Genomic DNA, 15,860 nt, shown 5'->3' with positions numbered 1-15,860 from the left:
CTTAATCCTCAACTTCTTCTTCAACTTTTTGTAAAGGCACCAACCAGGTTACTAAAAATGCGGGTATGGTAGCTATCATCACCCAAATAAAAAATTCTTTATAACCTAGATAATCACTTACAAAGCCACTTACCATAGAAGGAATCATGAATCCTAAATTCATTAATCCACTACCAAAAGCATAATGTGCCATTTTATATTTTCCGGGAGCAATATTTTGCATCATAAATAAAATCAAACCAACAAAACCGAAACCATAACCAAAATATTCTATGGCTACGGCAGTACCAATAATTAACTGACTTGTGGGTAAAGTGATGGCTAAAAATGCGTATGCCGCAAAAGGAAGGTTAAAAAAACAGCATAATATGAGTAAAGTCTTTTTTGTTAAACCTTTATTAGACACAAAATAACCTGCTGCAATAGAGCCTAGTACAAATGCAATAGCCCCAAAAACTCCGTACAGCACCCCTATTTGAGAAGTGGTTAACCCCAAACCTCCTTCGGCTCTACTTGCTTTAAAAAACAAAGGCGTAATCTTAATAGCTTGCCCTTCGGCAAAACGATAGAAAACAATAAAAGCCAAGCTAAACCAAATATTCTTTTTCTGAAAAAAGGTAATGATAACATCCTTAAGCGTACTTAGGCTTTCTTTTGCTGAATTTACACTTTGCACTTTCTCACTATCAGGAAGCATTTTCATATTGTAAAAGCCTAGTAACAACATGATGATGCCATAAGCAAACATCACAATCATCCAAGCGTTAGCAATTCCTAGTTTATTTTCAAGCTCGCCAGCTAAATAAACCAATACCCCCCCAGAAAAAACTTTAGCTATATTATAAAAAGCGCCTTGCCAGCCTACAAATGTGGCCTGTGACTTTGCATTTAACTCGTTTAAATAAACGCCGTCTGCCGCAATATCATGGGTAGATGCACTTAAAGCTATGATAGCCAATACCGCAATAGATACACTAAAAAAATGATCTAACTGTAATGATAATCCTACCAAACCAAATAATAAGCCTGTTAAAATTTGTGTAGCGTATACAAAAAACTTTTTGGTTTTATACATCTCCAAAAATGGCCCCCATAAAGGTTTCAAAGTCCAGGGAAGCATAATTAATGAAGTCCAGAAGGCTATCTGAGAATCCGAAACTCCTAAGTTTTTGTACATAATAGCACTCGCAGCAGCTAATGCAACAAAAGGCAAGCCCATAGCAAACCATGTTGATGGAATCCAATAAATTGGACTTCTTTGAGTGAGTTTGTTTTGAGCCATATAGTGTTTATCAAAAAAATTATTACCGCTTATATTGATATTTAAAGATTTTTAAAATCTATTTCAGATTTCCAAACCAATCTATTGCTTGGTCAAAAGGATTTAATAATGCATCAATTAATACAGCTACTTCGCTTCTTTTCATAACTTCGTTATTAGACAAAAGCGCATATTTTTGCTTTACTGTATCTTTAGAAATTTTAGGATCAATGGCAATTAACATTTTTATAAATTCAGAAATAGTTAAATCAGCACCACTTGCTTGATAATTTTCTAAAGCCGGATAATAGCTCTTTAAGCCTTTAACCATTTCAAACTCACTAACAGGATGATTTGGATAAAACCATGTTTGATTTGCCCATTTGTAAGGATTTCCGGTTCCTTTTAAAATTCCTGTTGCACCTATCTTTTGTACAGCTTTGAAATATGAATCAGTAGGTTTAACATCTAGATAAGGCATTAAATATACCTGGGCATCCAAAAGTTTAGATTGTACATCTCTAATATTTAGATCCTTTGGATCTTTACCTTCTTTTACAGATAGAGCAGCTAAGGCACCAGCTGCCTGTCCAATTTCTAAAACTACAGGTTGTAAACGAGTTGCGCCAGCTACAATATTTGATACACTTATACTCTTCTCTGCAACTATAAAATTTGATAAATTTTTAGGAATTAATGCCCCAAGCGGTACATTATAAGAAGGAATTTTAATTTTAATAAAATCTATCTGAGGGGCATTAGGGTTCTTAAGGTGATGATGATCTATAGTATAATCACCAACAATAGCACCAGTTCTATAAAGTGGAAACTCTTGATCAAAAGGTTTCTCTAGATAATGTACAGGTAAACTAACTAATCCTTCTACCCTTCTTGATTCTCTATGATATGGAATTTTAGGAAGTTGATCTTTAGTACCAAATTCATCAGATAATCCTAAGTTTTTATAACCTAACACTGTTTGTATGTAATAAATAAACCTAAGTGTATGTAATTTAGCTTTTTTTAATTCAATCTCGCGTTCTGCTGACGTTTTAGCTATAATATTCAGATAAATATCGTTACCTTCTTTAGGCCAGTTAATCATATATTTACCATTAGGCAATTTGCCATAAGTCAACATTTTTTCACAATCTATATTGGCAGAAATATGACCAGAAGAAGGGTCTGATACATCACAAGAGTTTTCAAATTCTTTAGGATCAAAACCCGAAGGTTTAGAAATAGTTTTATCAGTGCCTTTACCATAATCTTTTAATACGGCTACATAAGTTAAATCTTGTATAATATTATTAGCTTCCTCTGGCGCATAAACTTCTCCAGTTCTGTTTTTACTGTCCATACCTACATAAAATACAGCTCCGGCTGCTGCCATCACATCGCCCAACTCTGTACAATCAATCACAACATCCGCATGAATCAAGTAGCTTTTATTTCCTTTGGTAACCTGCACCACCCAGCCTTTATCTATTTTCTTAACATTAGAAAATTTAGTTTGATACCAGATACTTAGCTCAGTAGTCTTGGCAGTCATTTGTTTAAAAATTTGATTCCCAACTTCAGGTTCAAACAATGTATTGCTAACCCAGCCAGTTTCTAATTGAGCTGGCCCACCATAATAATCATATAGCTTCTGCCTAAATTCTCCCCACAAACCTGAAGGTAGTTGATGATTTCCATCTACAGCAGAAACACCAGCAGAAGTCAACATCCCTCCCAGCCAATCTGTTTCTTCAATAATCAAAGTTTTAGCCCCTAATCTAGACGCTTGTAAACCAGCGGTAACACCACTTGCACCACCACCAACAATAAGCACCGAGGTTTTATATACTTCTATCTTTTTAGCCTGAACAGTAAGACAACTAAATGAAAATAAAATAGCCAGTAAGAGGGATTGTTTATAATTCATATACGAATATAAATTTAATTATAAACAAATCAAAAGTTTTTAATTTTTTTTAATAATAAATTCTAAAATCAGAGATTCAGGCTTTTTAGATAATTACTTCTTTATTGGGCTAAGCTATAACACTAATTTAACCATCTCTCTGCTTTTTAAAAAATGCTTTACAAATACTTATTCTTTAGCTTAACTTATTGTACTTTTGATTTTAGTTATTAATAATTTTTATAATCAACCTTATGACATTTTTTGAAGAGCTGAATAATGAAAACACGTACGGCGTAGCTTTAAAAAACATCCAATTAAAAAAGAATATTATATCTTTTTTATGCAGAAATGGCAGCTATACTATTGCTGATGTTTGCAAAGAAGTAAATTTAAGTGTTCCTAAGGTAACCAACTTAATAAGCGAACTTATTCAAGATGGCTTAGTAGAAGATTTAGGTAAGGTTGAGTCTACAGGAGGAAGAAAACCCAATCTTTACGGAATGGTAGGCAATTCTGTTTTTTTTCTAGGGGTTGATATTAAGCAAAACCATATCAATATTGGTTTAACAGATTTACAAAAAAATCTTATCGAAATAAAAGAAAACATTCCATACAAGCTTACCAATTCACCAGAAGCTTTAATTGACCTGATAGACATCATTAAAAATTTCATTAAAAACTTAAGCATTAAAAAAGAAAAAATTTTAGGCTTAGGTGTAAATTTATCTGGAAGAATTAACCATGATACCGGCTACAGTTATAGTTTTTTTAATTTTAATGAAGAGCCTTTAGCAAAATCCTTAGAAAAGGAGCTTAGCATTAAAACTTTTTTAGAAAATGATTCTAGAGCGATGGCTTATGGAGAATTTAATTCGGGCCTCGTGAAAGAAGAAAAAAATGTTCTCTTCTTAAATTTGGACCATGGAATAGGAATGGGAGTGATGATCAACAGCCAATTATATTATGGAAAATCAGGATTTGCTGGTGAATTTGGACATATACCTCTTTTTAACAATAATATTATTTGCCAGTGTGGCAAAAAAGGCTGTTTAGAAACAGAAGGTTCTGGCTGGGCGCTCACCAGAAACTTTAAAGAAAAAGTTGAAGCTGGTACTTCCAGTATTTTAGTTAAAAAGAATGATCCTTCTTTTTCTTTAAATCAAATTGATATGGATAGCATTATAGATGCAGCAAATAAAGATGATGTTTTAGCTATTGATTTAATAGCAGATTTAGGAGATAAATTAGGTAGAGGAATAGCACTCCTTATAAACATATTTAATCCAGAATTAGTTATTGTTGGCGGCAGTTTAGCCAAAACCGGAGAATACCTTATTTTGCCTATAAAAAGTGCTATTAACAAATATTCTTTAAGCTTGGTAAATAGCGATACTAAGATTAAAATTTCTTTACTTGGTGAAAAATCAGGAGTTATTGGAGCTTGTTTATTAGCTAGAAACAGACTCTTGAATTTAGATTGATGGCTATTTATCTTGCTAAATTTTCTTGGTTAATTAATTAGCTTTTTCACCTTTCTATTGCCCTCGCTAGTTAAATTAACAATAATTACTTTTGAGTTTGTATTTAAACTAAAATCAAAATTATTTACTCCATTTTGTAGTGTTAAATTCTTTGTGAAGAGTTTTCTCCCTCCTAAGTCAAACACCTCAAATAAAGCTATTTTAGCTTTATCACTTAATATATTTAATGATAAAATTCCACTTTCAGTATTCATCTGCAAGAAGAAATCTTCTTTTTCAAAATCAAAACTAGATGAAACAATAATTGATTTTTCAAAAGCCCTATCAAAATCTACCATTTTTAACTGGTAATAATTATTGCCTTTAACAGGATTTATATCATTAAAACTGTAAGTTAAAATTTGATTTGAGTTTCCAGCCGCTTTTACTAGCCCCACAACATTGAATTTACTACCATCTACTGATTTTAAGATTTCGAAATAATCTGAATTACTTTCTGAACTGGTTGTCCATATAAGCTTTATGGAATTGGTTTCTTTAACTGGCTTAAAAGACGATAATGTTATAGGTAAAACGGTATTGGTATAGGCTCTTAAAGACGCAATAAAAGCCATATTATTAACACCAAAGCCGTTCCCGAAAGATAAAGTTGCTACTTCCGTAGATGGCACTGTAGTAAAAACAACACCGCCTCCGTTAACATCTTTTAAAATTTGTAATGAATCTAACTTGGCTTGTCCAAAAGATTGGGAAAAAGATAACATCAATGCTATTGCACTTATATATTTTTTGATCATCATGATTCTAGTTTTTAGCTTTAATTAAAATAACGCCTGGCATAGGTTGCTCATTACCTCCACTAGAAGGTCTAATCATTTGCTGATTGTTAACCCGTAAGGTTGATGAGCTTCCTCCATCTAGATTAATTGCGCCCACACATCCTATATCTTTCATGTAGTTTGCTAGCTCTACTAAATTTAATCCATCAGAAACACCAGAATTACCACCCTCTGCAACGAGCATTATAATTTTACCGTCTGCTGTATAACCAATAGCGGATCTAGCCCTAGCACTTGTATTATCAATAACAATTAACTCTTCTGCATCTGTAACATTTACATTCCCGTTTTTAATCAACATAGGCGCACCACCCACTGCAGTAACATTATTCCATATAACCCCACCCGTGGAAGTTGGTTGCGGCTGAGGGGCAGTGTTAATAAGATTAGGACTAGGAGTTGAATAAGAATATACTACTCCAGATATATTATAAACCCAAGCTACATCCGGCAATAAATTTGGAGCTAAACCAAAAGCAGCCCTAGTTGGAAAGTAAGATGTATTACTCCCATTAAAACTTCTTGTTAAGCTACCTATATTATGAGCTGGGGTTACGCCTTGATACCTCAACATACTAAAAGAATTATTTGATTGTGGAGGATTTTGTTGTGCTTGAAAAAAACCAGCGTTCATAACGGCTAAAACAGTGCCTGGCTCATCATTCACAAAAGCACTAGCAGTTTTATTAATTACGCTATGTGTAGGTTTAAAATCTACAAATTTAGGATCTACAACTACCATGTAAGCATTCATCTTTCTTGTAGGCCCGCCGTTAAAAGAATAATCAGTAGTAGATCTATAAACTTCTATACCATAAGGCATATTAGCAGTTAAAGCACTTTCCTGTATCCAATAATTAGGTAAGCCGGTAATTAAAGGAGTACTTTTTGTTAATGGAGTTGTATAATTTGGCTGATTAGGATTTGTTAATGATACCATGCCAATAGTACCATTTCCTACATAATTTGTACTAATTGTACCATTACTAAAAATAGCTTTGGGACTTCTGATATTGTTCCAAGAATTTAAAGCAGTAGTCATAAAATCTCCATAAGCTAAGGCATGAACAGCTTTATTTGCACCATTAAGAATCGCATTTTTTTCAGTTAAGGTCATAGTTGGCGTAATATCTGTAACATCAGCCCTAACCATAACAGCTTCATGGGGGGTTACATTAAACGCATTCCCCAACAAATCCGTAAAATAATTAGAATCATTGATAGACAAATCAATAATATAATCACTAGCATCAGCATCTGATACAAAAGTTTGTGCCTGTGTAGCAGTTAGTCTCCTAAGAACTATTACAGTACCCGATCTTAAATTAGACCACAAGGGAATATCATTGAAGCGAATTTTAGCTCCGCCTTCATCCAATCTACCTCCAACTGCCGCAGTACCATTACCATGGTCTTTTATAAACCATTTCCTAATGTCCAACTTATCTGTGATTACAACAAGCTCTACCACGTCACCTGTTCCATCTCCTGTTCCACTATTAAAGTATCTATTTACTATTAAGCTCTGCGCAGTTAAAATGTCAGAACTTAATAGTAAAAAACAAAACATTAAAAATCCTCTTAAGTAATTCATAATTATTTATTAATAAATTAAAGTTATTAATTTTATTTTATTAACAAAATAAAATTATTAAAAAATATTAATAATGACATTTCTCATGATTATCAATCTTTTTTTAAGAAATGTGATTATGATCTAATTGTTATGATACAGCGAGTGGTTTATGATTAATTAAGTTTAAAAAATCATACTTCTCACTTGGCTAAATTTTTGATAGCTAAACCACAAATAGTCAATTAAAATCAAAATATATCATTATGAAATTTACAAGAAAAGCATCAGCAAACTGGAAAGGTACAGGTAAAGAGGGCAATGGAGCCATTAGTACTGAAAGTACAGTATTAAATAACACCCAATTATCTTATAAAACTCGTTTTGAGGATGGTATTGGTACCAACCCAGAAGAATTAATTGCAGCAGCTCATGCGGGTTGTTTTACTATGCAACTAAGCTTTTTAATATCAGAAGCAGGTTTTACACCAGAAAATCTAGACACTATCGCTCATGTACAATTTGAAGATGGTAGCGTAAACCTCATTACCTTAGAACTTAGCGGCGCTATACCTGGCATATCTAAAGAAGAGTTTGAGCAATTAGCGCAAAAAGCGAAAGAAATTTGCCCTATTTCTAAACTTTTAAATACGGAAATTCAATTAGTTACTACGCTACAAGAATTATCTTAAAAAAGTAAACGCAGCTTTAAAAGCTGCGTTTAATACCCAATACACTAACGATTCATTGGGTTTAACTAACACTTTATTGTTTTATCAATTGGAGGTAGCAATAACTGTCCCACAGCCTAACATATTTTTAGGGTAATATGGGTTTTTGATTTCTTTTGATAAGCTTAACCATTTAACACCTGTCATAGGGCACCTCTGTAAATAAAGAGTAGACCCCTTAGTTTTATTTACCAATGGCCATATTTCTGCCGAAATACCTTCAAAATACTGTCTTTGTAAGTTAATATTTCCTGTTTTAGATAGCGCAGCAGCATACTTAACTATTTTAGCTTTCGCCGAGTTTAATTTAGCTAAAGTATCAGGATGACTAGCCTTAACAGGCATATCTTTTAATAACTTGCTTAATGTAGCGCTAGAAGTTTTAGCCGCAAGAGAATCAGAAACTACCAACTGGTCTTTCAACTGTAGGTAAGCATTTAAAGCCCCAGATTTTACACTTTTATCCTGTGCTATTACCAATTGTGTAGCAAACAAAAAAGCTACGATCAAGATTTTTTTCATATCAATACTTATTTATCTTCTTTAGGATTTAAAATTTTATCTATTTCTTTCAAACAAGCCTGATAGTGCAGATTATCAAGCTTAACAGTTGTACTGGCATTTAAAGTTTGAATTTGTGCTTTTAGCTTCAAAGCATGTTCTCTTGCATAAAGCGGTACATCACTTTTAAAAACAAAACCAGACTCCTTCATATCTTTTACCTCTGGGTTTAGCAAAACTCTTAACCTGTCTACATATAATCTCTGGAAAGCCCTTCTATACATAGCAGCCTCAGCAACAGTTTCCTTTTTCCAAATGATAGGAATTAAATCATTCAAATATTCATCTGCCGGATATTTAGCCTCTGGAGCTGTTGGTTTACTGATGTTAATGATTAAACCAGCACTTAAAAGCATATTAACAATTTGTCCTTGTATTTCAGGTATTTTCTTTAACGGATCTGCTTCAATTTTAGAACTTATAGCCTCTGGAAATAACCATAAAGGAGAGTTAAACAGCTGCTTATCTAAATAAGTTAGCCCCTCTTTTACCATACTTTTAGGGATAGGCGTATAAACTGGCCCCTCTTGCTCGTAAGTTTTTAAATTGATATAGTAATTACCAAAATTCTTCATTACATGATACAAGTATCTAGAATATTGGGTAACCGCCTGTTTGTGCATACGTTCTAAGTTGGTATACAAATTACCATCTTCATACGTCCACTGTGGTAGGTTTTCAACTACTCTTTTCAAGTTTTCAATGCCGTAATTACTTGCTTTCACAGCATTATCTCCCAAATCTTCGCGTTGCGAACGTGGGTCGGCATCTTTACCTTCACCGCCAAACCATAATTTCGGATTCTTCTTTAACCTATCGATGGTAAGCTTATTCAAAATTTTAGTTTCCTCTTCTAAAGGCTTATAAAACATACGATAACCCCATTCTATAGCCCACTTATCATAAGCACCTATTCTTGGGAAAATACCTTTTGGCCCTATTTGGTCTTCTGGCTGTGCTACATAATTGAAACGGGCATAATCCATAATAGAATTGGTATGTCCATTAGCTTCTACCCATTTTTTATCTCTCAATAATTCTACTGGAGTTTGGCTGCTAGCGCCCATATTATGCCTTAAACCTATGGTATGCCCAATTTCATGGGATGACACAAAACGTATCAGCTCGCCCATTAATTTATCATCAAAAACCATTCTTCTGGCTCTGGGGTCTAGCGGACCAGCCTGTATCATATACCAATCATGTAAAAGGCTCATTACGTTATGAAACCAGCCCACATGGCTTTCAATAATCTCTCCACTTCTAGGATCACTAATGCGAGGCCCATAAGCGTTTGGAGTCTCAGAAGCATAATACCTGATGACAGAAAAACGAGCATCTTCTAAACTCATGGTAGGGTCGTTTTCTGGCCATTCTTTAGCAATGATAGCTTTCTTAAAGCCGGCAGCTTCAAAAGCTTCTTGCCAATCCTCAACACCAGCCATTAAATAAGGTCTCCATTTCTTAGGTGTTGCTGGGTCTATATAAAAAACAATAGGATTTTTAGGTTCAACCAATTCGCCTCTCAAATACTTTTGCATATCTTGCTCACGAGGTTCTAACCTATAACGCTGGATAAACTCGGCACTTTTACTGCCTTGGTCATCATCATTAAAAGTGAGAATTTTATTAGCAAAATAGCCTACACGTTCATCAAAAATACGCTTCATCATAGGTACTTTAGGTAGCAATACCATGGATGTATTTAGCTCTAAGGTGATATTACCTGTTAAAGCACCAGCCCCTACCGGTGATGAACTTGCGTTATAAGTTTTAGTTGTTCTTACTTCCAGATTGATAGGATAAGCATGAATACTATTAATAAAAGATCTATCATCAGCTAAAGCAGATAGCTTTTTATCTGTTTTGATACTTGCAGCAAGTGAAACTATAGGATTATCTTTTTTGAAAAAATCTGTCACCTCTATAACATGTCTGTTATTTTTAGGATTCACAGTTTTGATTTCAAAAGCAGCTACAATAGGGTTTAACCTTGATGCAGAAACGGCTCTGTAAATAGCCTGAGTAGAATCTTTACTCTCTTGCTTATAAACTTCTGATCTGATAAAAATCCTGTTGTCTAGAGCTTTTTCAAAATAAATAGTTTGCTCGTTTACTTTTTCTCCACCAAATAAACCAAAACCTTGCGGTGTAGCGGTTAATCTGGTAATGGTTAAGATAAGTCTGTTAAACAAACTATCTGGTATCTCGAAGAAGTACTTACCGTCAAAGTTTTTAACGGTAAATAATCCTTCTGTAGTAATCGCCTTGTCTGGAATAATGTCTTCGTATTTCTTTTTTCCTTTGGTGCTGGTACTTGTTTTTGTACTATCACTTTTTGTCTCTGCACTTTGTGCAAAACCAATGTGGGTTAAAAAAGAAAAGAAAACGATACTGATGATTAATCTCATATAATAATTATGGGTTAAAAGGGTAATTTTTCGTCTGTATTAAGCCTCAAATTAGGATTAAGTTTCATCGCATTTAATGGGAACGGAATGATATATAACCTTGAATTTGGCGCTAAAGTATATGTTTGTTGCGGAACATCTGTTCTTACAACCGGATACCTTCTGGTTAAAGTTTTAGCATACTCTGGCTCATTATTTAAACGCTTTAAATCAAAAAAACGATGAAAACCAAAAAGTAGTTCTTTACGTCTTTCATTTACGATTAATTCCATAGTTGCTTTTCTGGTTGTTGGAACATCTAAATTTACGGTTCCAGTCAGAATTCTTTTTGCTCTTAATTTATTAAGAATAGCAACGGCATCAGCAAAATTATTTTCACGAGCATAACATTCTGCTAACATCAAATGTACTTCTGTTGTTTTTAAACCCACTGTGCCATAGAAAAACCTATTGGCTCTTATGTTGTAGTAGGCTGCCCCAGACAATACATCAACAAAGCTAGCACTGTTATTAACAAAGAATAAATTAAACCTTGCATCATTATTTCCGAATAAATTTCTTAATTCGGGGCTTATGCTATTGGTATATGCAAAATTCATTTCTGTATTACCAGTCATGTACATATAGCTTAAAATCTCAGGGTTATTAGGTGGCACAATAGCAATAGCACTAGGACCTCCCTTTTGAGCATAATCTACCAAATCAAAAATCTCATCTCTATAACTCAAAGATTTTAAAGCAGCCTCTTTAGCTAGTGCAATTTCTCTTTTAAACAAATGTACTTTAGCTTTTAACGCATATCCAAAAGCAATATTAGGATGATAAGGATCAACCGGATTTTCTTCTAATAAAGGTAAAGCTTCATCAATATCTTTTTGAATAAATTGATAAACTTCTTCTACAGTAGATTTTTTAGGTTTTGCTTCTAAATCGTATTTATCCATGATACATATACCACCATCTGTAGCAGCTGTTGTAGGGTCATAAGCTTTGGCATAAACATTAACCAATAAAAAGTGGTCAAAGGCTCTTAAAATTTTAGCCTCGGCTTTAGCTAAATCTTTGATACGTTGTTCACCAGTTGTAAAATCAATACCAGAGATAATGGTATTCCATCGGTTAATATAAAAATATGCTCTATCGTAAAAGGTTGAAGCTGTAAGCAAAGATACCCTGTCTGCTTGCTCATCAAAAGTAAAATTGATGATATTAATATTTTTATTAATTCCAACTACATCAGATTCTTTCATCCATTGATCGTCTACCAAATACTGAAAATTAGCATTAAAATAAGCTCTATTAGGGAAAGAAACCAATTTGTAATAATCTTCTGTTGAATTTAAGATAACCGCACCTGTTGGGGTAATATCTGTATATTTTTCGCATGATGGAAGTAAAGCCATGACAACCAATGCAAATACTAATATTTTATTCTTCATTTGTTTAATTTTTTATTTCCTTATGATGATAAATCAATCATAATTGTTTTATAATTAGAAAGTTACATTTACACCTAATAAAAATGATTTTGGAAGCGGAACGCTATAGCTACCAGAATTTAATGAATAAGTTTCTGGGTCTATATCATCACCAGCAGCACTAGCGAACCATAAATTATTAACCTGTCCGGTTAAACGAGCTGATGCTAAGCCTACTTTTGTAACCACTGCTTTTGGTAAGCTATAAGCCAATGAAATATTTCTTAATTTGATATAATCGGCCGAGAAAACATTTATATCAGCAGCTCTAAACTGAGAATTGATGGTATTCATATTACTAAATATGTGAGTAGTAATAGGATAATCTGCCGGTAATCTTGGCGTAGTACCATCACTCAAGGCTATATTAGCTGCTCTAATATTGTTAACATTATCTTGAACTGGGTTTTTACGTAATTTATTACCTCCTGAGTATATAAATAACATCCCTAGCTCAAATTGTTTATAAGCCACTCTTTGCGAGAAAGAACCATTAAACTTAGGGATTAATGTCCCTAAATTCACCAACGCTCTGTTATCATTAATAGATTTTATAGTACCAGCAATTGGTTGTCCGTTAGCATCAAATTGTATACTAGGATTACCATTCTCATCTAAAACATAAGGGTAACCATTAACAATACCACCGTAACGGAAACCGTAAAGACTATTAAAAGCATCATTCTCGAAGAAATTAGAACTTGGAGATTGGATATAAGAAAACGGAGTAGATATGGCTTTATTTACATCCTCTATAATGTTTTTATTATAAGCATAAACCAAAGTAGAACTTAATTTCCAATCTTTAGTACGCAACCATTCGCCACCTAAAGTAATCTCTATACCTTTATTTCTTAAAGCTCCATTGTTTAAAGTTATTTGATTGCCAATTGCACCAATAGTTGGGTCTAATTCTGTACTTACAATTAAATCAGAGCTATATCTGTTGTATAAATCTATAGTTCCAAACAAACGATTTTTAAATAAGGCAAAATCAACTCCAAGATTTGTTGTAGCCGTTTTTTCCCATCTTAACATAGGGTTTGCCACGCTAAGTAAGTCCAGGTATTGCAACGATGGGAATAATTGATCATTTCTTAACCTAAAAGTTGCATATTTACTGGTGTTTCTATCTATTCTACCGTTTATACCATAACTTCCTCTAACTTTAAGCATTTCTAACCAACTGATGTTACTTAGGAATTCTTCATTGCTGGCATTCCAGCCTAAACCAACTGACCATAAAGGTCTGCTTCTATCATTAAACTCTACACCAAAAAGGTTGGTTTGGTCTATACGGAAACTACCTGTTACGTTATACTTGTTTTTAAAAGTATAACCTGCATTGGTATAGAAAGAAACGTATCTATTTTTTGATTCTTCTTGAGTTCTTGGTACAACACTTAAAGTTTTCCTGCCTCCGTAAATATAACTTGGTAAACCTGTTATACTTAATTCATTTTCATTGATGATGGTGGAAGTCAAGGTTACTGGATCATAACCATAACGAATATCCTGAACAGATCTTGGCGTGAAAGTTTGTCTCATCTCAAAACCTGCAATAGCATAAATTGCGTGGGTACCTTCATCAAAACTCTTATCTAAATTTAATTGATTTCTAAAAGTATAAGCATTAGATGCTCGATTAAACTGCTCAAACCTTCCGCCAACAGGTAAGCCATAGGTATAAGTATTATTAGCAAAATTAGTTAAAGCATTTGCAGCACTACGTACTTTGTAAGAGTTAACGTCTAAATAAGTTTCTCTTCTTGTCTCATTCAGCTCGTACTGAAATTGAGTGCTATAACTGATGGCTTTAGTGATATTAAATTGCAAATTGGTAAACGCTCTTATTCCAATTCTTTTACTATTGGTAACACCTTCATCTAAAGCATCTAAAACATTAAAACGGGTAGATTTAAAAGCAGGGTTGGCATTTAAAATTCTGGCAACAGCACCATTAATAGCTGTAGCGCCAGCAAAGTTATCAGCAAAATTAACATAGTCTACCTGCTCTCTGTTACCATTCTCGCCAATGATTCGCTCATAACGGTTTTGCAGAAATATATTATTGTAAGAACCATCAGTATCATCAGCTAATTGATACTGACCGTTTAAACCAACTGTAACATCTAACCATTTTTTAGGCTTGAAACTATTTTTGAAATAAAGGTTATAGTTTTCGTTGTTATTACCTACAACACGTTCTTTTCCTTTATCGTAATTTAAAGACACAAAAGTGTTGCTCTTGGCATTTCCGGTACTTAAAGAAACGTTATAACGCTGTCTAAATTCGTTTTGCCAAACTTGATCTCTATATTCTTGCATATAGTCGTTTTGCCCCCAATTGTTCAATGTTTGATCTACCGCAGCTTGAGTAAGCAAACCTGCATCTCTATCTCTATATAATTGATATAATGGAGAGTAATATTTGATACTTCCATTAGCTACCGTACCATAAGATTGAAACATAGCTTCTGTAGTTGCAAACCTAGATCTTTCTTGGTTGTAAAGACGTGTTTCATAATCTATCACTTGAGCTGTAGATGCTAAACCAAGCAAATCTAAATCTGGTTTCGTGTTGATAAAGAAATCTGAGTTAACAGAAATTTTTGTAGCCCCTTGTGCTTTTTTTGTAGTTACCACAATAACACCATTAGCAGAACGGGCACCATAAATAGAAGCTGCTGCACCATCTTTTAGTACCGTTACAGATTCTACATCGTAAGGGTTAATTTGGTCAAGCGTTAGCTCTGTAGGCAAACCATCAACCACAATCAATGGGGCAAAATCACCAGACTGGACAGAGTAAGTACCTCTACCTCTTATTTCTGGTTGGTCGGCACCTAAACCGTTTGGATTTTTATTATACACCAAGCCTGCTACCCTACCCTCAATGGCACTTAGTAAATCTACGTTGATATTTTCATTTAACTTTTTCTCTGTTAAAATGGTAGCCGCTGCTGTAGAACGCTCTCTGCTGATGGTTTGATAACCATTTACTACTACAGCACTTAATTCTTCTGCATTAACCTGCATTTGCAGAGAAACATACGCTGGATTTTTTGTTACAGAACGCTCTTCTGTAGCGTATCCTAAATAACTAAATACCAGTGTAGACGGGCTTTCAGTAAGATTGATAGAAAAATTCCCATTAGCATCAGTAAGAACAAAATTATTGCTGCTCTTATTTTTAACAACTACACCCGGTATAGGTTGCTTATTTTCATCTATCACCAATCCTTTAGCGGTAAAATTTTCTTTAGTTGATGCTTTTTGGGGCACCATTACAATCGTATTTTCTGATAGTGTGTAACTAAAAGTCTGGTTCTGAAAAACAGCATCTAATATTTGGTTTATACTAGCACTGTTTACTGTTAAAGTTACAGGTTTGGCTTGTTGTAAATAGCTTGCATCAAAAACAAACTGATAATTAGTTTTTGATGTGATTTCGGCTATAACCGTTTTAAAAGGAGTATTTTTAAAATCAAAGCTATAAGTTTGAGCGTTTGATTTTAACGTTACTAAAACTAAGAATAGCGGCACTAGTAAGAACTGCAAACATAGTTTAGTGGTAAGTGAATAGGTTTTGTGGGTTTGTTTCATATCATACGTT

General features: G+C 33.8%; 10 protein-coding genes. 2 read left to right on the top strand and 8 right to left on the bottom strand.

Translation table 11 applies throughout. The features are described 5' to 3' along the window. Position 1 precedes the first annotated feature (1 nt). Both B2745_RS14670 and B2745_RS14665 read right to left on the bottom strand, forming a co-directional pair. Entirely contained in the window at positions 2–1,282 is a 1,281-nt protein-coding gene (locus B2745_RS14670) for an MFS transporter (RefSeq protein ID WP_304068189.1), read from the bottom strand. A 58-nt stretch (positions 1,283–1,340) separates the two neighbouring features. Beyond that, positions 1,341–3,188, bottom strand: a complete 1,848-nt coding sequence (locus tag B2745_RS14665) for an FAD-dependent oxidoreductase (protein WP_304068187.1) — start codon at positions 3,186–3,188, stop codon at positions 1,341–1,343. A 233-nt stretch (positions 3,189–3,421) separates the two neighbouring features. On the opposite strand from B2745_RS14665, the gene B2745_RS14660 reads away from it, so the two are divergent. Beyond that, positions 3,422–4,651: an ROK family transcriptional regulator gene (locus B2745_RS14660; RefSeq protein WP_304068185.1), complete on the top strand. Its 1,230-nt coding sequence runs from the start codon at positions 3,422–3,424 to the stop codon at positions 4,649–4,651. Positions 4,652–4,680: 29 nt separating this feature from the next. Here B2745_RS14660 and B2745_RS14655 read toward each other — a convergent pair whose 3' ends face one another. After that, on the bottom strand, positions 4,681–5,451 hold the full coding sequence (locus B2745_RS14655; protein WP_304068183.1) for a hypothetical protein: 771 nt from the start codon (positions 5,449–5,451) through the stop codon (positions 4,681–4,683). 4 nt (positions 5,452–5,455) lie between these two features. Continuing rightward, a complete protein-coding gene (locus B2745_RS14650) occupies positions 5,456–7,084 on the bottom strand; it encodes a phosphodiester glycosidase family protein (RefSeq protein WP_304068181.1) in 1,629 nt (542 codons plus the stop codon). 245 nt (positions 7,085–7,329) lie between these two features. Between B2745_RS14650 and B2745_RS14645 the strand changes: the two genes are divergently transcribed. Next, positions 7,330–7,755, top strand: coding sequence for an OsmC family protein (locus B2745_RS14645; RefSeq protein ID WP_304068178.1), 426 nt, complete (start codon positions 7,330–7,332; stop codon positions 7,753–7,755). A gap of 84 nt (positions 7,756–7,839) precedes the next feature. On the opposite strand, the gene B2745_RS14640 is transcribed toward B2745_RS14645, so the two are convergent. Genes B2745_RS14640 through B2745_RS14625 form a run of 4 tightly spaced genes read right to left on the bottom strand, consistent with a single transcriptional unit; the run spans position 7,840 to position 15,850 of the window. Beyond that, the gene (locus B2745_RS14640; RefSeq protein WP_304068176.1) at positions 7,840–8,316 is read right to left on the bottom strand and encodes a DUF3347 domain-containing protein; all 477 of its coding nucleotides are present in this window, start codon (positions 8,314–8,316) and stop codon (positions 7,840–7,842) included. An 8-nt stretch (positions 8,317–8,324) separates the two neighbouring features. Further along, on the bottom strand, positions 8,325–10,766 hold the full coding sequence (locus tag B2745_RS14635) for a zinc-dependent metalloprotease (protein WP_304068173.1): 2,442 nt from the start codon (positions 10,764–10,766) through the stop codon (positions 8,325–8,327). 14 nt (positions 10,767–10,780) lie between these two features. Further along, a complete protein-coding gene (locus tag B2745_RS14630; RefSeq protein WP_304068170.1) occupies positions 10,781–12,205 on the bottom strand; it encodes a RagB/SusD family nutrient uptake outer membrane protein in 1,425 nt (474 codons plus the stop codon). A 54-nt stretch (positions 12,206–12,259) separates the two neighbouring features. After that, positions 12,260–15,850 (bottom strand): SusC/RagA family TonB-linked outer membrane protein, encoded by a 3,591-nt coding sequence (locus B2745_RS14625; protein WP_304068167.1) that lies wholly within the window; start codon positions 15,848–15,850, stop codon positions 12,260–12,262. Positions 15,851–15,860: the final 10 nt, after the last annotated feature.

Source organism: Pedobacter glucosidilyticus, from assembly GCF_002483235.1.
Taxonomy (GTDB): Bacteria; Bacteroidota; Bacteroidia; order Sphingobacteriales; family Sphingobacteriaceae; genus Pseudopedobacter; species Pseudopedobacter glucosidilyticum_B.
The sequence above is the reverse complement of the archived record's forward strand: the minus strand, read 5'-3'. Positions and strand labels throughout refer to the sequence as shown.

What these genes read in the sequence shown, in the direction of transcription:
- B2745_RS14630 (WP_304068170.1), bottom strand. Translation starts at nt 12,205, where the DNA reads ATGAAGAATAAAATATTAGTATTTGCATTGGTTGTCATGGCTTTACTT.
- B2745_RS14645 (WP_304068178.1), top strand. Translation starts at nt 7,330, where the DNA reads ATGAAATTTACAAGAAAAGCATCAGCAAACTGGAAAGGTACAGGTAAA.
- B2745_RS14625 (WP_304068167.1), bottom strand. Translation starts at nt 15,850, where the DNA reads ATGAAACAAACCCACAAAACCTATTCACTTACCACTAAACTATGTTTG.
- B2745_RS14655 (WP_304068183.1), bottom strand. Translation starts at nt 5,451, where the DNA reads ATGATGATCAAAAAATATATAAGTGCAATAGCATTGATGTTATCTTTT.
- B2745_RS14635 (WP_304068173.1), bottom strand. Translation starts at nt 10,766, where the DNA reads ATGAGATTAATCATCAGTATCGTTTTCTTTTCTTTTTTAACCCACATT.
- B2745_RS14665 (WP_304068187.1), bottom strand. Translation starts at nt 3,188, where the DNA reads ATGAATTATAAACAATCCCTCTTACTGGCTATTTTATTTTCATTTAGT.
- B2745_RS14670 (WP_304068189.1), bottom strand. Translation starts at nt 1,282, where the DNA reads ATGGCTCAAAACAAACTCACTCAAAGAAGTCCAATTTATTGGATTCCA.
- B2745_RS14660 (WP_304068185.1), top strand. Translation starts at nt 3,422, where the DNA reads ATGACATTTTTTGAAGAGCTGAATAATGAAAACACGTACGGCGTAGCT.
- B2745_RS14640 (WP_304068176.1), bottom strand. Translation starts at nt 8,316, where the DNA reads ATGAAAAAAATCTTGATCGTAGCTTTTTTGTTTGCTACACAATTGGTA.
- B2745_RS14650 (WP_304068181.1), bottom strand. Translation starts at nt 7,084, where the DNA reads ATGAATTACTTAAGAGGATTTTTAATGTTTTGTTTTTTACTATTAAGT.